Genomic DNA, 17,233 nt, shown 5'->3' on the forward strand with positions numbered 1-17,233 from the left:
GCCCGCCTCCACCCAAGAACCGGGGTCAGAGTGCAATTTCGCGCGCGCGATTGCACCTAAAAATGCACTCTGACCCCGGTTCTTGGGTCAGGCGTGGCCGCCGACGGCGGGCGTTTCGGCTTCCAGGCGCTCGAGCTCCTGGGCCAGGGCTTCGGGGGAGCGCGTGAATGGCGCGAGCAGCGCGTAGAACGCCGGCACCACGAACAGCGACAGCAGGGTCGAGAACGCGACACCGAAGATGATCACGATGCCGATCGTCGCCCGGCTCGCCGAACCGGGGCCACCGGCCACGACCAGTGGGATCGCGCCGACGATGGTCGCGGTCGAGGTCATCAGGATCGGACGCAGACGCACCGCCGAGGCTTCGGCGATCGCCTCGCGCACGTTTCGACCCTCGTCGCGCAACTGGTTGGCGAACTCGACGATCAGGATGCCGTTCTTGGCGGCCAGGCCGATCAGCATGACGATGCCGATCTGGCTGAACAGGTTGAGCGTGCCGCCCGTCGCCCACAGGCCGAGCAATGCGCCGAGCACCGCCAGCGGCACGGTCAGCATGATCACCAGCGGATGGATGAAGCTCTCGAACTGCGCGGCCAGCACCAGGTAGACGATCATCAGCGCCATCGCGAAGGTCAGCAGCACCGCGCCGCCCGCTTCCTGGAACTCGCGGCTCTCGCCCTTCCAGTCGATCTGCGCGTAGTCGGGCAGTTCCTCGGCGGCGACCTGGCGCGTCCATTCGAGCGCTTCGCCCATCGAGTAGCCCGGCGCGAGACCGGCGCTGATGGTGATCGCGCGCAGCCGGTTGAAGCGGTTGAAGCTGCCGGGCTCGGCGATCTCGCTCAGCGTGACCAGATTGGCCAACGGCACCAGCGCGTCGTCGCGCCCGCGCACATAGGTATCGGCGAGGTCGGTGGGATTCATGCGCCGCTCGCGACCGGCCTGCAGCAGCACGTCGTACTCCTCGCCGTTGTCGACGAAGGTGGTGACCTGGCGCGAGCCCATCATCGTCTCGAGCGTGCGCCCGATCTCCTGCACCGACACGCCCAGGTCGGCCGCGCGCTGGCGGTCGATGTCCACGCGCATCTGCGGCCGCGTTTCCTTGTAGTCCGAATCCGGGTCCTGGATGCCGGGGTTCTCGCGCATGCGCGCGAGCATGCGGTCGCGCCATTGCGCGATCTCCGCATAGTCCGGCCCACCGAGCACCAACTGGTAGCGCTGGCCACGGCTGCCGACCAGACCGCCCGGCACGTTGGCGCGCACTTGCACGCCGGGCAGCTTGGCGAACTCGGCGCGCAATGTCTCGACCACCTCGACCGTGCTCTGCTTGCGGTGTTTCCAGTCCTGCAGGAACACGATCACCTGACCGGTGTGCATGTCCTCGCTGCCGCCCCAACCGCGTGGCACGCGCGAGTTGGCGCGGGCGATCGGCTGGTCGTCGCCGACCAGTGGCGCGAAGATCGCCTCGACGTGCTGCATCTGCCCGACGGTGTAATCGAAGCCCGCGCCCTCGGGGCCGTCGACGCCGACGAAGAACCGTCCGCGGTCCTCGGCCGGCGACAGTTCGCTGGGCACGCGCGCGAACAGCAGCACCGCGGCCGCCACGCACACCGCGATCGCCGCGGCGAGAAGCAGCAGCAAGCGCCCGGCAGGCAAGGCCACCAGCGTGTCCACGCGGCGACCGTAGCCGCTGCCCAGCCGCGACAGCTGCCGGTTCATCCACGCATTGAAACCGCGCTGCTTGGTATGCGGCCGCACGAGCTTGGAGCACATCATCGGCGTCAGCGTCAGCGCGATGAACGCCGATAGCGCGACCGCACCGGCCAGTGCGACCGACAGCTCGCGGAACAGGCGTCCCGAGTTGCCCTCCATGAAGCCGACCGGCAGGAACACCGCGACCAGTACCGCGGTCGTGGAGATCACCGCGAAGGCGACCTGCGCGGTGCCGCGGCGCGCCGCGACCAGTGGCGGCTCACCGAGATCGGCGCGGCGCTGCACGTTCTCCAGCACGATGATCGCATCGTCCACGACCAGGCCGATGCACAGCACCAGCGCCAGCAGCGTGAGCAGGTTGATCGAGAACCCGAACACGTACAGCGCGATGAACGCGGCGATCAGGCACACCGGCACGGTCAGCGCCGGGATCAGCGCCGCGCGCAGGCTGCCCAGGAACAGCCAGATCACCAGAAACACCAGGGCCATCGCCTCGCCCAGGGTCCAGTAGACGCGGGTGATCGCCGCATCGATGAACACGGTGTTGTCGGAGGCGACGAAGATCTCGGTGCCTTCGGGCAGCGTCTGCTGGATGCGCTCGGCCTCGGCGCGCGCGGCGCGCGCGACATCGAGCGCATTGGCCGTCGAGGTGCGCACGATGCCCAGCCCCACGTTGGGGACCGAGTTGCTGCGCATGTAGGAGCGCCGCTCGGCCGAGCCCAGCTCGATCTGCGCGACATCGCCCAGACGTACGACATAGCCGTCGCTGCCCCGGCGCACCGGGATCTGCGCGAACTGCGAAGGTTCGCGGAAGCCGCGTTCCACGCGCAGCGTGAAGTCGCGCGTCTGCGATTCGATCCGGCCGGCCGGCAGCTCGACGTTCTCGGTGCGCAGCGCATTCTCGATGTCGGCCGCGGTGATGTTGCGCGCGGCCATCTCGTCGCGGTCGAGCCAGATTCGCATCGCGTAGCGATGGCCGCCGCTGAGTTGCACGCGCGCCACGCCGTCGAGCGAAGACAGCCGGTCGAGGATGTAGCGGTCGGTGTAGTCGGTCAGCTCGAGCGTATTCATCGTGCTCGAACGCAAGTTCAGCCACACGATCGCGTCGGCGTCGGCTTCGACCTTGGAGATCTCCGGCGGGTCGGCCTCGATCGGCATGCGGTCCATCACCCGGCTGATCGCGTCGCGGACGTCGTTGGCGGCGGCCTCGATGTCGCGGGTCAGGTTGAACTCGATGGTGACGTCGGAGCGGCCGTTGCGGCTGCGCGACTCGATCGTGCGGATGCCCTCGATGCCCGACAGCGCGTCCTCGAGGATCTGCGTGATGCGGGTCTCGACCACGGCCGCCGAGGCACCGGGATAGCTGACGTCGACCGAGACGATCGGCGGATCGATGTTCGGCAACTCGCGCAGCGTCAGCCGGGTGAACGCCATGATCCCCAGGGCCACCAGCAGCAGACTGATCACCGCGGCGAACACGGGCCGCCGGATCGAGACGTCCGACAGTTTCATCGCACGTCGTCCTTGGGCGTGGCGGCATCCTCGGCCGGTTGCGCCTTGGCCTCCTGCACCGTGCCTTCGACGATCTTCATGCCCGGCCGCAGCTTGCCGGTGCCGTCGAGCACGATGCGCTCGCCCGGCGTCAGGCCTTCGACCAGTTCGGCCAGGCCGTCCTGGCGCACGCCGATCTCGACCGGCGCCTGCTCGACCGTCTCGTCCTCGCGCACGCGGTAGACGAAGGTGTCGCGGCCGACTTGGATCACCGCGATCTCCGGCACCATCAGCGCCTGGCGGGTCCGCTGCTGCAGCCGGACCTGGATCAGCATGCCAGGCCGCAGCCGGCGGTCGGGATTGCCGAACGCGCCGCGCACGGTCACCGCACGGGTGTTGGCATCGACGCGGGCATCGATCGTCTGCACCACGCCCTCGAACTCGTCGGCCGGGTACGCCGCGCTGCGCCCGAACACGCGCTGGCCAGGTGCGATCGCCGCCAGCCGGGTCTCGGGCACGGGGAAATCGACATAGACGGTCGAGATGTCGTCGAGCGTCGCGATCGGGGTGCCTGGGGTGACCAGGGCGCCCGGGCTGACCTGGCGGATGCCCAGCACGCCGGCGAACGGCGCGCGGATGGTGCGGTCGCCGACGTTGGCGCGCATCTCGGCCACGTTCGCACGCGCGGCGTCGCGGGTCGCGCGCAGGGTGTCGAGCGAGGCGCGTGCGATCAATTGCTGATCCACCAGCCCCGCGCCGCGCCGGTACTGCTGCTCGGCCTCGATCGCCGCGGCCTCGGCCGCTTCGAGCGCCGCCTGCTGCTGGCTGCCGGTCAGCGTGACCAGCACCATGCCGGCGTCGACATCGTCGCCGCTATCGAAGTGCACCCGCTGCACCGTTTCGCTGACCTTCGCGGTGAGCATGATCGACTCGCGCGCCTTGACCGTGCCCAGCGCCGCGACCGTGTCGTTCCAGTCGCGCAGCGCGGCGACCGTCGTGGTCACCGGAACCGCCGCACCGCCCTCCGGGCGGGACGCGCTCTCGGGGCTGCCGCAGGCTGCAAGCATCGATGCGAGGAGGGCGACGAGCGCGCACGACACGGTGCCGCGGCGGCCTTGGGCTTGCTCGGACAAGGGAAGACCCTGAGACGGTGAAAGCGCGGGAGTGTACCCGCTGCCCCGTGACGTCGACCGTGCCATCGGATGGTGTCGAAAAAACAGCGTTCCATGTCAACGCATGGTTCACCGGCGCGTTTTGTCGCAGTCTGGGACGACCGCGCACCGCGCCTGCCCCGCGAGTTCTCTCCATGGCCCTGTACGACAGCATCCTCGACACCGTCGGCAATACGCCCATCGTCCGGCTGAACAGGCTGGCGCCGGCCAACGTCACACTCTACGCCAAGGTTGAATCCTTCAATCCCGGCGGCTCGGTCAAGGACCGTCTGGCGCTGGCCATCGTGCTCGACGCCGAACGCCGCGGCCTGCTCAAGCCCGGCGACACCATCGTCGAGGCCACCTCGGGCAACACCGGCGTCGCCCTGGCGATGGTCGCGGCTGCGCGCGGCTACAAGTTCGTCGCCACGATGGTCGAGACGTTCTCGATCGAACGTCGCAAGCTGATGCGCGCCTACGGCGCCAAGGTGATCCTGACCCCGGCCGCCGAACGCGGCTCGGGCATGGTGCGCAAGGCACGGGAACTGGCCGAGCAGCATGGCTGGTTCCTCGCCAGCCAGTTCGCCAATCCCGCCAACCCTGCCTACCACCGCAACACCACCGCGGCCGAGATCCTGCGCGATTTTGCCGGCCGCAGGCTCGACCACTTCGTCACCGGCTGGGGCACCGGCGGCACACTGACCGGCGTGGGCGAAGTCCTCAAGGTCGCCCGCCCCGACGTCAAGGTCACCGCCGTCGAGCCCGCGGGTGCCGCGATGCTGCAGGGCAAGGACTGGGCGCCGCACAAGATCCAGGGCTGGACCCCGGACTTCGTGCCCGAGGTGCTCAATCGCGACATCGCCGCGCAACTGCTGTCGATCGACGACGCGCTGGCGATCGAGACCGCACGCCGACTCGCGGCCGAGGAAGGCATCTTCGTCGGCATCTCCGCCGGGGCGACCGTCGCTGCCGCGCTCGAAGTCGCCAAGACCGCCAGCGACGGTGAGGTGATCCTGGCAATGCTGCCCGACACCGGCGAGCGCTACTTCTCCACGCCGCTGTTCGCCGACGTCAACGAAGGCTCCGACGACGACTGGCTCGCGGGCCTGCCTTGAGCGCCACCCGGCGCTAGCCCCGCCCCATCCACAGCGCCAGACCGACACCGAGCATCAGCAACAGCGCCACCCAGAGCAGCCAGCCATAGCGGCCACTGTCGCCGACGACGACGGTTTCCTGGCGCGCCTCGCGCAGCAGCGGCGAGGCGTGCCGGGACACCGTCTGCCGCGCCGCCTCGTCGTCGAGCGCCGGGTCGAGCTCGCGCAGGCGCCGCGCCGCGTCCTCAGTATTGCCCGTCGCGATCCGCGCCGCGACCTCGGTGGGCAGCGTCGCCTCGCCCACGGGGCGCGCCTGGGATGAGGGGCGGTAGGGGTCGTCGCGCCCATCGAGTGTCTCGACCATGTCCTTGGCGGCCCGCAGCGACAGCCCCGGATTGGCATCGCGCAGCGCCTTGATCGCCTCGATCGTGCGCCCGCGGCGCATCAGGTCGTGGACGGGGGATGGGACGTGCAGGGGCGCGCGATCGCTCATCGAATAGTCACTCTTAAGGACAAGATCGGCGGCCAGCATCGCGCAGACGGTGTGATGCCACGATCCAGCCGCCATCGATATGCTGCGCCGATGGACCGTCTCCGCGCCCTGCAGGCCGACATCACCCGCTGCGACGTCGATGCCATCGTCAACGCCGCTAACCCGTCGCTGCTCGGCGGCGGCGGCGTCGACGGCGCGATCCACCGGGCGGCCGGGCCGGACCTGCTGCGCGCCTGCCGCGCCCTGCCCGAATCGCCGCCGGGCGTGCGCTGTCCGACCGGAGAAGCCCGGATTACGCCCGGCTTCGGGTTGCCGGCACGCCATGTGATCCACACCGTCGGCCCCATCTGGCAGGACGGCCAGCACGGCGAGCCCGCACTGCTCGCCGCCTGCTACCGCAACGCGCTGACGCTGGCGCGGGCGCACGGACTGGCGTCGATCGCGTTCCCGGCCATCAGTTGTGGCGTCTACGGCTATCCGCCCGATGCCGCGGTCGCAATCGCCGTCGCCCAGGTGCGCGAGTGCCTGGCCGAGGGCCCATTGAACGTGCTGTTTTGCTGCCACGACCCCGCGATGCTGGCGCGCTACACCGCAGCACTGGCGGCCTGAACCGCACGACCCGCGGTCAGGCCGCCGACTCAGGTGCGACCCGAGCGGACAGACGGGGCGGGACCACAACGCGAAACGCCGGCGCAAGGCCGGCGTCTCAAAGCGCGAACGGGAGATGAGGCTCAGCCCTTCTTCCACTTGCCCTGCGCGGCCAGGCCGTTGTCGCGGGCGCGGGCGAACACCGTCTCCTGGGCCTTGGCGACGTTGTTGGCCAGGTCCTGCGACCACAGCTTGAGCGCAGCCTGCTGCATTGCACGGCCATAGGAGAACGACAGCGGCCACGGATTCGGCCCGAGGCGGTTCATCGCGTCCAGGTGCGCGGTCGACTGCTCGTCGCTCTGTCCGCCCGACAGGAACACGATGCCCGGCAGGATCGCCGGCACGGCCGACTTCAGGCACATCAGCGTGGCTTCGGCGACTTCGTCGACCTCGGCAGTCTCGCCGCTGTCCTTGCCCGGCAGCACCATCGAGGCCTTGAGGATCGTGCCCTCGAGCATGACGTTCTGGTTGTACAGCGCGTCGAACAGCGCGCGCAGCGTGACCTCGGTGACCTCGTAGCAGGTCTCGATGTCGTGGCTGCCGTCCATCAGCACTTCCGGCTCGACCATCGGCACCAGCCCCTGTTCCTGGCACAGTGCGGCGTAGCGCGCGAGCGCGTGGGCGTTGGCCTCGATGCAGGTGCCCGACGGGATGTCCTCGCCGATGTTGATTACCGCGCGCCACTTCGCGAAGCGGGCGCCGAGCTTGTAGTACTCCTCCAGACGCGCGCGCAGGCCGTCCAGGCCTTCGGTGACGAGCTCGCCCGGGAAACCGGCGAGTGCGTGCGTGCCCTTGTCGACCTTGATGCCCGGGATCATGCCGTGATCGCTCATGTACTTGGCGAACGGCACGCCGTCCTTGGTCGACTGGCGGATCGTCTCGTCGAACAGGATCGCGCCGCTGATGTGGTCCGACAGCTTGGGCGTGGTCAGCAGCAGTTCGCGGTAGGCGCGACGGTTCTCCTCGTTGTTCGGGATGCCCACGCCCTCGAACCGCTTGGCGATGGTGGAGGTGGACTCGTCGATCGCGATGATGCCCTTGCCCGGGGCGACCATGGCCTGGGCGATGTCTGCAAGCTGTTCGATGCTCATGTGGCGGTGACGTCCATCGGCGGGGAAAGGCGCCCATTATAGCCCGCCCACCTCAAGCAAACGCCCAGCACGCAGCCCCGCCGCGCGCGGAAATCGCGCCCAACGTCGGGGAAAACGTTTACAGCGCGCTGCGATCCGCGCGGGACGGCCGGAACTGACCGGTCCCGCGCGCAGGCGGGCTACAGTTCGCCCAGCCCCTCGGCCCGGCCGTCGGCACCGACCTGCAGCAGGCGCAGCGTATTGGTCGCGCCATGCGTTTCCATGTGCTCACCGCTGGTGAACACCACGCGCTCGCCCGGCCCCAGCAGACCGGCGTCGACCAGCAGGCGGATGCTGCCGCGCGCCGCTTCGCGCGGGGTCTGGCCGCGGCTGTCGTAGTTGAACGGGAACACATCGCGCATCAGCGACATGCGCCGGCGCGCGCCGTCGTGGCGGGAGAACGCGTAGATCGAAGCGCCCCCGCGGAAGCGCGACAGGTAGCGCGCAGTGCCGCCCGACTCGGTCATCGCGACGATCGCCCCGACGCCGACGTGCTCGGACAGGAACATCGCCGCCATCGCGATCGCGTGGTCGGCACGTTCCAGGTTGCGCTGCGCCTTCTCGAAATCGGTGTCGTGCGCGAACTGGCGCTCGGCACCGACGCACACGCGCGCCATCGCCTCGACCGCCCGCACCGGATACGCACCGGCGGCGGTCTCGGCCGAGAGCATCACCGCATCGGTGCCGTCGATGACCGAGTTGGCAACGTCGAGGACTTCGGCGCGCGTCGGCATCGGGCTTTCGACCATCGACTGCAGCATCTGGGTGGCAGTGATCACCACCTTGTTGCGCGCCAGCGACTCGCGAATGATCTTCTTCTGCAGCCCCGGCAGCTCGGCATCGCCGATTTCCACGCCCAGATCGCCACGCGCGACCATCACCACATCGCTGGCGTCGATGATCTCGGTGAGGTTCTCAATCGCCTCGGTGCGCTCGATCTTCGACACCAGCGCGGCATCGCTGCCGTGCGCACGCGCGATCGACCGGGCCTCTTCCATGTCAGCGGCATTGCGGCAGAACGAAACCGCGATGAAGTCCACGCCGATCTCGGCGGCGACCTGGATCAGCGCGCGGTCGTGGTCGGTCAGTGCGCCCAGCGACAGGCCGCCCCCCTGCTTGTTGAGCCCCTTGCGGTTCGACAGCACGCCGTCGTTGAGCACGGTGGTGACGATACGCACGCCCTCGACGGCGGTCACCTGCAACTGCATCAGGCCATCGTCGAGCAACAGGACGTCGCCTGCGGCCACATCGCCGGGCAGGCCCAGATAGCTGACGCCGACCTCGTCGACTGTGCCCAGGGGCGCGTCGGGATCGGCGACCAGGTCGAAGCGCGCGCCTGCGCGCAGCGTCACCTTGCCGTCGGCGAACTTCTCGATGCGGATCTTCGGTCCCGGCAGATCGGCCAGGATGCCGATCTCGACACCGGCGCGATCGGCCGCGGCGCGGACGGCCTCGGCACGCAGCTTCTGCGAGGCCGGGTCGCCATGCGAGAAATTGAGGCGAACGGCGTTGACACCGGCCGCGATCAGCGCGTCGAGCACGCCCGGCGCGTCGGTGGCAGGGCCGAGCGTGGCGAGGATGCGTGTGCGGCGCCGATGCGCCGGGACAGGAGGCAATTCGTTGGCAGTCATTCCGCGATCTTAGTGTCCACCGATGGTCAGGCGCGCGCTGGCGGGCAACGCGCCCGAGGCATCCCGGAACGGCATGCCGCCTGGGAGCTTACTTGGAAACGCTTGCAACGGCATGGCGACCGCTTGCGATCAGCCCACCGCCGCGAGCAACGCGGCCGGCGAATCGACCACGCGGTCGGCACCGGCCTGGCGCAGTTCGTCGGCTGACCCGAACCCCCACAGCACACCGATCGCGCGCATCCGGTGCTGGCGCGCGCCCTCCATGTCCATGCGCCGGTCGCCGATCATCGTGCAGCGCGCGACCGGTAGCGCCAGCCGCGACAGCGCTTCGGCGATCAGCTCGCGCTTGTAGCGGCGCGCGCCATCGTCGCTGGCGCCGACGATCGTCGCGAACGCATCGCCGAACGGCAGCGCCTCGACGATCCGGCGCGCAAAGCGCTCGTTCTTCGAGGTCACCACCGCCAGCGTGCGGCCGTCCGCCCGCAGGGTCTCGATCGCGGCTGCCACGCCGGGATAGACGGTGTGCTCGCGCCAGCCGATCGCGTCGTAGCGTTCGCGATAGATCGAGATCGCGCGGTCGACCCGGTCGGCATCCCCTGCAAACAGCGCATCGAAGCTGTCGCGCAGCGGCGGGCCGATCCAAGGCAGCAGCGTCTCGCGCGGCAGCGGCGCATGGCCCAAGGTGTGGAGCGCATGCGCGATGCCGCCCAGGATGCCGGGCTCGGAATCGATCAGCGTGCCATCGAGATCGAAGAACAGCGCATCGCCGCTCACGCCCCGCGCGCCTCCAGCGCCGCCACCGCCGGCAGCGTCTTGCCTTCGAGGAACTCCAGGAACGCACCGCCGCCGGTCGAGATGTAGGACACGTCGTCGGCGATGCCGTACTTGTCGACCGCCGCCAGCGTGTCGCCGCCACCGGCGATCGAGAATGCCTTCGAGGAGGCGATCGCGCGTGCCAGCGCTTCGGTGCCGTGGCCGAACGCGTCGAACTCGAACACCCCGACCGGGCCGTTCCAGACCACGGTGCCGGCATCGGCGATCATCGCCGCATAGCGCTTCGCGGTGTCCGGGCCGATGTCGAGAATCATGTCGTCGGCCTCGACCGCGTCCACGGCTTTGACCGTCGCCGGCGCATCGGCCGCGAAGGCGGGTGCCACCACGACATCGGTCGGCACCGGAATCTCGGCGCCGCGCGCCTTGGCGTCGGCCATGATCTGCTTGGCGGTGTCGATCAGGTCGGTCTCGACCAGCGATTTGCCCACCCCGTGCCCGAGCGCGGCGATGAAGGTGTTGGCGATGCCGCCGCCGACGATCAACTGATCGACCTTGCCTACCAGCGACGACAGCAGCTCGAGCTTGGTCGACACCTTGCTGCCAGCCACGATCGCCAGCAGCGGACGCGCCGGTGCATCGAGCGCCTTGGCCAGTGCGTCGAGCTCGGCCATCAGCAGCGGACCACCCGCAGCCTGCGGCGCGAAGCGGATCACACCGTGGGTCGAGGCCTGGGCGCGATGCGCGGTGCCGAACGCGTCCATGACGAACACGTCGGCGAGCGCTGCATACTTGCGCGCCAGCGCCTCGTCGTCGGCCTTCTCGCCGACGTTCATGCGACAGTTCTCCAGTAGCACCAATTGCCCGGGCGCGACCTCGACGCCGTCGACCCAGTCGCGCACCAGCGGCACCTCGATGCCGAGCAGCTCGGACAGGCGCGCGGCGACCGGCGCCAGCGAATCGGCCTCGCTCCAGCTGCCCTCCTTCGGCCGGCCCAGATGCGAGGTCACCATCACGGCCGCGTTCTGTGCCAGCGCCTGACGCAGCGTGGGCAGCGAGGCGAGGATGCGCTGATCGGACGTGACCTTGCCACCATCGACGGGGACGTTAAGGTCCTGCCGGATCAGCACGCGTTTTCCGGAGAGGTCGAGGTCGGTCATGCGGACGATGGTCATGGGGACTGGACTCGCTTGAGAAGAAGGAAAAAGGATCGCGCCATGCCGTCCATGGCGTCGCAGTGCGGCTTCGGATGCACCTGCCCGGCCATCCCTGGCCGGGCGCTCGCCGCGCGGACTGCCGGAAAGGCAGTCCGCTCAGACCGGCTCGCCCTGCCGGATCAGCACGCGTTTTCCGGAAAGGTCGAGGTCGGTCATGCGGACGATGGTCATGGGGACTGGACTCGCTTGAGAAGAAGGAAAAAGGATCGCGCCATGCCGTCCATGGCGTCGCAGTGCGGCTTCGGATGCACCTGCCCGGCCATCCCTGGCCGGGCGCTCGCCGCGCGGACTGCCGGAAAGGCAGTCCGCTCAGACCGGCTCGCCCTGCCGGATCAGCACGCGCTCTCCGGAGAGGTCGAGGTCGGTCATGCGGACGATGGTCATGGGGACTGGACTCGCTAGAGAAGAAGGAAAAGGAGCGCGCTTTGCCGCATCGCGACCTTGGAATCGCGTGTCACGGGAAGCCCCGGGACGCGGTGCGCACCGGGCATTGTCGGCGCAGCCCTCGCGGACAGGCAAACGCGGCGCAGCGGCCTCAGACGTCCTTTCGTCCGCGCAACAGGCTCAGCGCGAAGCCGCCGACCACGAGCACGCCGAGCAGCAGCACGCCCCACAGCGTCCAGGTCTTCCAATCGCGCGCCGGCGCCGCCGGCTGCAGCGCCGCCTCGCCGGCCAATGGCGTCATCGCACCGGGCACGGCGTTCGCCGGACGCCAGTCGGGGCCGTGCTGGGCGCGCAGCGCATCGAGCAGCGGCGCCACCGGCGCGTCGGTGCGCGCCGCGCGGGCGCTGCCGGCCTGCAGCGCATAAGGCGCACGCCCCTCGGCAACGAACACCAGGGTCTCGGGGCGGTAGCCCAGACGCAGCGCCGGCGGTGCGCCTGGCGCCGCGGTGGCCTGCGTCAACCGCCACTGGCGATCGCGGACTTGTGCCGACAGCGCCAACGGCGGCGATCGCCGCAGGTCCGCACCGCGGCCCGCCTGGAACACCACGTGATCGCGCGCGACGGTATGCCAGGGCGCATCGTCGGCATCGCGTCGCTCGAGCGTCCAGCGCCCGGTGCCGTTGCCGGCCAGCGCGATCTCGATGCGCTCGACCGGGAAACGGCCATCGCTGCGATACACGATCGCGCCGCGCTCGTCGGCGGGCTGCGGTGCCGGCACCTGCCAGTGCCAGGCCGCCGGCGCCTGCACCGGCACCAACTCGGCCTCGACCGCCTGCAAGCGGAGCGGCTCCGCGGCTGCATGCAGCGGCGTCAGCCGCAGATAGCGCGCATGGACCGGCGTGGGCAGCGCGATGCGTCGTTCGACCAGCCGTCGCGCGTCGCGGCGCAGATCGAGCACACGGGCTTCGCCCTGCACGCTGCGCCACTGGCGCAGATCGTCGGACGCCTCCACCCGGTAGGCCTGCTCGAACGGCGGCTGGGTGTCGTCCCAGCGCAGCGCGAGCGCGGCCAACGGCCCATCGATCGCACTGGCATCGACCAGGAACGCACCGGCGGCCTCACCGCCCGACGTGCGCATCTGCACGCGTCGCAGGCTGCCGTCGGCGGCGATCTCGCTGATCGCGGCAATGTCGCCGTCACGGCGGCCGGTGTCGGCGGGCAGCGGAAACCACGGCAGTTCGCGCGGTGCCGGCGTCGCCGGCGCCATCGCGGGGTCGACGAAGGCCGCCGGCACCGGGCGGCCGTCGCCATCGACCACGACCACGTCGCGCAGCGACGGTGACCAGACCTGGGCGTAGACCTCGGGCGTGAGCGTGACGCGATAGGCACTCGCCGATGGGTCCTCGAGCGTCAGCGGCCACTGCACGGCGAAGTCCGCGTGCGCCGCGGCGATCGCGGATGCGCCGAACAGACAGACAGCGACGGCGGAACGGAATCGGATCATGCGGACACCTCCTCGCGGGCCACGACGGCGCGCGGCGGCGCCGGCGCGAAGAAGCCCACGACCGTGCACAGCAGGCCGTAAGCGATGAACGAGCCGATGCCCCACAGATTGCCGAGATGGCCGCGATCGATCAGCACCAGCTTGGCCAGCACCACCGCCATCAACACCGCACCGGCGAGCCACAGCGCGCGCTGGCCGCGGCGCGAACCGATGATCCAGCCCAGCACGCCGAGGATGCTCCAGACCACCGTCAGGCTGGTCTGGGCCAGGCTGCTGCCGGCCAGACGCGCAGTCCACGGCGCACCGCCCCAGTAATGCGCGGCGCGCAGGGTGATCGCGGTGACCAGCACGAAGGCCAGCAACGACAGCAGCGGAACACGCGGCGCGCGCTGCGGCCCGGTGCCGTCCGGCGACCACAGCCAGCGGGCGAGCAGCAGCACCACACCGAGTTGCGCGAGATCGAGCGGGTTGAGCAGCACGATCCACGGCAACGGCGCACTGTCGCCGGGGTTGCCCAGCGCGACCAGCCACCACAACGCGAGCACGCCCAGCAGCGCGCCGCGCAACGCCGTGCGGATCGGATCGAAGCGCTCGCCCAGCGGCTGCGCCAGCCACGGCCAGCGCCACAACGACAGCGCCGAGACGAGCAACCACGGCAAGGCGATGGCGACCGCCAACCAGCCGCCGGCCAGCCCGGCCGTGTGTGCGACATGCCCCAGCAGCAGCGACAGCACCAGCGGCCACAGCAGCCACCACAGCAGTTGCGCGGCCCACGCCAGGCGATCCTCGCCTGCGCGCAGGCACACCAGGCCGCGGAAGCCGAGCGCGGCGAACGCCGCCCAGGCCGATGCGCCGTAACCGGCGAACGGCTGCACATGCGCCTGCATCTGCCAGAACGCCAACGGCGCGGCGACCAGCAACGCGGCGAACAGCGTCGCGCCCAGTGCCGGGTCGGGCCGGCGGTGATGCACCTCGGCGGCGAGCCAGCCGGTGACCACGGCCAGCACCAACAGCGCGTCGGGCAGCGAGGCCGACGGCACTGCGCGGGTCAGTTCCTGAATCCAGGCGCCCAGCCACCAGGCCAACGCCCAGACATAGGCGATGCGGGCGACCGGCACGCGCCCAGCCTGCCGATAGGCGGCCGCGATCGCCAGGCCCGACAGCGCGATCAGCAGCGCGCCGACGAAACCGTCATTGGCGAACACCGGATCGACCGGCCGCGGCCAGGCCGTGGCCCCCAGCGCATAGGCCACCGCTGCGGCCAACTGCAGGCCCACGCCGGACAGTTGCGGCAGCAGGCGGTGCTGGCGCAGGCCCAGCCAGACCAGCCCGGCGCCTTCGAGCGCGAACACGCAGGCGGTCGCACGCGCCGACAGCGCCAGCGGCACCGCCAGCGTGGCGAAACCGACCGCGAGCAGCGCATAGGCCTGGCCGAGTACCGCTTCGCGGCGGCGCCGCAGCAGCGCCCAGGCCAGTGCGGCATAGACCGCGCCCACGCCGAGCGCACACAACGCGAGCGCAAACGTGCGCCCCTGCAACAGGCCGGCCTGCAGCGAGAACGCGACCATCGGAGTGCCGAACACCAGGCAGCCGTCGACGACATCGCGCCGCGACGGCGGCCGGCGCCGCGCATAAAGCAGCGGGATCGCCAGGTAGAAGGCGAAGAACAGCGCCAGGAACGGCTGGGTCGTGGCGAAATCGCCGGGGCTGTAGCGCAGCACGCCCCAGAGCGTGCCGATGCCGAAGGTGAAGGCGAAGCCCAGCAGGTTGAGCACCCGCCATGCCCGGAACCAGGCAATTCCCAGGATCGCAGCATTGAGCACCGCGTAATACGCGAACAGCGCGACATGGCTGCCACCGCCGCTCGACAGCCAGATCGGCGCCAGGAACCCGGCCAACACCGCGAACACCGCCAGCGCGCGGGCGTTCTGCAGTACCGCCAGCACGCCGGCACCAGCGACCAACGCCACGCTGGCGGCGAATGCAGCGCCACCGGGCAGCATGCCGAACAGCCGATAGGCGGCGAACACGACGAGCAGCAGGATGCCGATCATGCCGCCTTGCAGGCTCAGCGCGAACGTGCGATGGCTGTCGCGGCGGCGCCAGCCGAACGCCAGACCGCCGATCGCCGCGGCCGCAACCGCGGCCAGCCGCAGTTCCACCGGCACCGACACCCAGCCCTGATCGCTGGCGTACTTGAGCAGCGCGGCGACGCCGGCAAACAGCACCAGCATGCCGATCTTCACCGGCACGTTGCCGGTGGTGAACCAGCCGCGCACCCAGCGCGCCGCGCGCGCCAGCGGATCGGGCCCGGCCGAGCGCGGCACGGGGTCGGGCGCCGTCTCGGACGCAGCAGGCGCCGGGTCGGCATCGCGCCAGGCCGCGCGCGGCGGCGCCGGCGGCAACGGCGGTGGCACCGAGCCAGGCCGCGGCGGCCAGGGGTCGGCCAACGACGACGCCTCGCCTCGATCGGCGATCGGGCCGTCATCGACCCAGGGGCCAGCGGCGGTGTCAAAGACATCGCCCTGCCAACCCGCTTCGGGCTCGGCAGCATCGAACGCCGCGTCCGGCGTTGCGCTCGCGCGCGCCTGCAGCACTTCGAGCTGGGACTCGAGCCCGGTCACCCGGCGACGCAGGTCGAAGACCGTCACCACCGCGACGATCGACATGATCGGCACAGCGACCAGCAGCGCGACCCCCAGAAAGAGCAATGCTTCCATGGCGCCTATCCGTCCGCGCCGACGGCGCGTCTGGGCGCACCTTACCCGGCCGGGCGCGAAAACGAGAAGCCCCGCACAAGGCGGGGCTTCGGGTCGAGCATGGGCGTGCGACGGCTTACTTGCCGGCAACCACCCGGGCCAGTTCCAGGCACTTGTTGGAGTAGCCCCACTCGTTGTCGTACCAGGCCACGAGCTTGACGAACGTTGCGTCGAGCGCGATGCCGGCCTCGGCATCGAAGATCGACGTGCGCGCATCGCCGCGGAAATCGGTCGCCACCACCTTGTCCTCGGTGTAGCCCAGCACGCCCTTGAGCGCGCCTTCGCTCTGCGCCTTGATCTCGGCCTTGATCTCGTCGTAGGTCGCCGGCTTTTCCAGTTCGGCGGTCAGGTCGACCACCGACACGTCCGAGGTCGGCACACGGAAGCTCATGCCGGTGAGCTTCTTGTTGAGCGATGGGATCACCACGCCAACCGCCTTGGCCGCGCCGGTCGAGGACGGGATGATGTTCTCCAGGATGCCGCGTCCGCCGCGCCAGTCCTTGTTGGACGGGCCGTCGACGGTCTTCTGGGTCGCGGTCGCCGCGTGCACCGTGGTCATCAGGCCGCGCTTGATGCCCCACTTGTCGTGGATGACCTTGGCCAGCGGCGCCAGACAGTTGGTCGTGCACGAGGCATTGGAGACGATCGCCTCGCCCGCGTAGCTTTCATGGTTGACGCCGAAGACGAACATCGGCGTGTCGTCCTTGGACGGCGCCGACAGGATGACCTTCTTCGCACCGGCATCGATGTGCTTCTGCGCGGTGTCCTTGGTGAGGAACAGGCCGGTCGACTCGATCACGACCTCGGCGCCCACCGCATCCCACTTCAGGTTTGCCGGATCGCGCTCCTGGGTCAGACGGATCTTCCGGCCGTTGACGACCAGCGTGTCGCCGTCGACCGACACCTCGCCCTGGAACCGGCCATGCACCGAGTCGTACTGCAGCATGTAGGCCAGGTAGTCGGGCTCGAGCAGATCGTTGATCGCGACGATCTCGATCTCGCCGTCGAAATTCTGCACCGCAGAGCGCAGCACGTTGCGGCCGATGCGGCCGAAGCCGTTGATGCCTACCTTGATCGCCATGAATCCGGACTCCTGCAGCCGCGCGGGTGCGGCACGTGAAAGGGAAGGAACGCCATGCCGGCGATGCCGGCATCGGAGACAGCACCGCCGATTCTACCGCGAGGCCGGATCACGCGTTGCCCTGCGCCCCAAGCGCAGAACGATTGCGATGGCGTTGATCGGGATCAAG

General features: G+C 69.9%; 12 protein-coding genes. 2 read left to right on the forward strand and 10 right to left on the reverse strand.

The window, feature by feature from the left end; all coding sequences use genetic code 11:
* Nucleotides 1-87: 87 nt before the first annotated feature.
* Complete coding sequence (locus BEN78_02505; GenBank protein ASR42430.1) at nt 88-3,222, reverse strand: multidrug transporter AcrB; 3,135 nt, start codon at nt 3,220-3,222, stop codon at nt 88-90.
* On the reverse strand, nt 3,219-4,268 hold the full coding sequence (locus BEN78_02510; GenBank protein ASR44862.1) for an efflux transporter periplasmic adaptor subunit: 1,050 nt from the start codon (nt 4,266-4,268) through the stop codon (nt 3,219-3,221). Before BEN78_02510 ends, BEN78_02505 begins: the two co-directional genes overlap by 4 nt.
* 239 nt (nt 4,269-4,507) lie before the next feature.
* Here BEN78_02510 and BEN78_02515 point away from each other — a divergent pair, with 239 nt between their 5' ends.
* Nucleotides 4,508-5,467 (forward strand): cysteine synthase A, encoded by a 960-nt coding sequence (locus tag BEN78_02515; GenBank protein ASR42431.1) that lies wholly within the window; start codon nt 4,508-4,510, stop codon nt 5,465-5,467.
* Nucleotides 5,468-5,480: 13 nt separating this feature from the next.
* Here the strand turns inward: BEN78_02515 and BEN78_02520 are convergent, their stop codons facing one another.
* The gene (locus BEN78_02520) at nt 5,481-5,939 is read right to left on the reverse strand and encodes a hypothetical protein (GenBank protein ID ASR42432.1); all 459 of its coding nucleotides are present in this window, start codon (nt 5,937-5,939) and stop codon (nt 5,481-5,483) included.
* A gap of 90 nt (nt 5,940-6,029) precedes the next feature.
* On the opposite strand from BEN78_02520, the gene BEN78_02525 reads away from it, so the two are divergent.
* Nucleotides 6,030-6,548, forward strand: coding sequence for an O-acetyl-ADP-ribose deacetylase (locus BEN78_02525; protein ASR42433.1), 519 nt, complete (start codon nt 6,030-6,032; stop codon nt 6,546-6,548).
* 122 nt (nt 6,549-6,670) lie between these two features.
* Here BEN78_02525 and BEN78_02530 read toward each other — a convergent pair whose 3' ends face one another.
* The 7 genes from BEN78_02530 to BEN78_02560 all read right to left on the reverse strand — a co-directional run bounded on the left by BEN78_02530 (nt 6,671) and on the right by BEN78_02560 (nt 17,064).
* The gene (locus BEN78_02530; protein ID ASR42434.1) at nt 6,671-7,678 is read right to left on the reverse strand and encodes a fructose-bisphosphate aldolase; all 1,008 of its coding nucleotides are present in this window, start codon (nt 7,676-7,678) and stop codon (nt 6,671-6,673) included.
* Between the two features lie 179 nt (nt 7,679-7,857).
* Nucleotides 7,858-9,348, reverse strand: a complete 1,491-nt coding sequence (locus BEN78_02535; GenBank protein ID ASR42435.1) for a pyruvate kinase — start codon at nt 9,346-9,348, stop codon at nt 7,858-7,860.
* 129 nt (nt 9,349-9,477) lie between these two features.
* On the reverse strand, nt 9,478-10,122 hold the full coding sequence (locus BEN78_02540) for an HAD family hydrolase (protein ASR42436.1): 645 nt from the start codon (nt 10,120-10,122) through the stop codon (nt 9,478-9,480).
* Nucleotides 10,119-11,294, reverse strand: coding sequence for a phosphoglycerate kinase (locus tag BEN78_02545; GenBank protein ID ASR42437.1), 1,176 nt, complete (start codon nt 11,292-11,294; stop codon nt 10,119-10,121). Before BEN78_02545 ends, BEN78_02540 begins: the two co-directional genes overlap by 4 nt.
* 577 nt (nt 11,295-11,871) lie before the next feature.
* Complete coding sequence (locus BEN78_02550) at nt 11,872-13,224, reverse strand: hypothetical protein (protein ID ASR42438.1); 1,353 nt, start codon at nt 13,222-13,224, stop codon at nt 11,872-11,874.
* On the reverse strand, nt 13,221-15,944 hold the full coding sequence (locus BEN78_02555) for a hypothetical protein (GenBank protein ID ASR42439.1): 2,724 nt from the start codon (nt 15,942-15,944) through the stop codon (nt 13,221-13,223). The genes BEN78_02550 and BEN78_02555 overlap by 4 nt, the downstream gene beginning before the upstream one ends.
* 115 nt (nt 15,945-16,059) lie before the next feature.
* The gene (locus tag BEN78_02560; protein ASR42440.1) at nt 16,060-17,064 is read right to left on the reverse strand and encodes a type I glyceraldehyde-3-phosphate dehydrogenase; all 1,005 of its coding nucleotides are present in this window, start codon (nt 17,062-17,064) and stop codon (nt 16,060-16,062) included.
* Nucleotides 17,065-17,233 lie beyond the last annotated feature (169 nt).

This window comes from Xanthomonas citri pv. mangiferaeindicae (genome assembly GCA_002240395.1).
Classification (GTDB): domain Bacteria; phylum Pseudomonadota; class Gammaproteobacteria; order Xanthomonadales; family Xanthomonadaceae; genus Luteimonas; species Luteimonas citri_A.

What these genes read in the sequence shown, in the direction of transcription:
- BEN78_02505 (ASR42430.1), bottom strand. Translation starts at nt 3,222, where the DNA reads ATGAAACTGTCGGACGTCTCGATCCGGCGGCCCGTGTTCGCCGCGGTG.
- BEN78_02510 (ASR44862.1), bottom strand. Translation starts at nt 4,268, where the DNA reads ATGCTTGCAGCCTGCGGCAGCCCCGAGAGCGCGTCCCGCCCGGAGGGC.
- BEN78_02515 (ASR42431.1), top strand. Translation starts at nt 4,508, where the DNA reads ATGGCCCTGTACGACAGCATCCTCGACACCGTCGGCAATACGCCCATC.
- BEN78_02520 (ASR42432.1), bottom strand. Translation starts at nt 5,939, where the DNA reads ATGAGCGATCGCGCGCCCCTGCACGTCCCATCCCCCGTCCACGACCTG.
- BEN78_02525 (ASR42433.1), top strand. Translation starts at nt 6,030, where the DNA reads ATGGACCGTCTCCGCGCCCTGCAGGCCGACATCACCCGCTGCGACGTC.
- BEN78_02530 (ASR42434.1), bottom strand. Translation starts at nt 7,678, where the DNA reads ATGAGCATCGAACAGCTTGCAGACATCGCCCAGGCCATGGTCGCCCCG.
- BEN78_02535 (ASR42435.1), bottom strand. Translation starts at nt 9,348, where the DNA reads ATGACTGCCAACGAATTGCCTCCTGTCCCGGCGCATCGGCGCCGCACA.
- BEN78_02545 (ASR42437.1), bottom strand. Translation starts at nt 11,294, where the DNA reads ATGACCATCGTCCGCATGACCGACCTCGACCTCTCCGGAAAACGCGTG.
- BEN78_02550 (ASR42438.1), bottom strand. Translation starts at nt 13,224, where the DNA reads ATGATCCGATTCCGTTCCGCCGTCGCTGTCTGTCTGTTCGGCGCATCC.
- BEN78_02555 (ASR42439.1), bottom strand. Translation starts at nt 15,944, where the DNA reads ATGGAAGCATTGCTCTTTCTGGGGGTCGCGCTGCTGGTCGCTGTGCCG.
- BEN78_02560 (ASR42440.1), bottom strand. Translation starts at nt 17,064, where the DNA reads ATGGCGATCAAGGTAGGCATCAACGGCTTCGGCCGCATCGGCCGCAAC.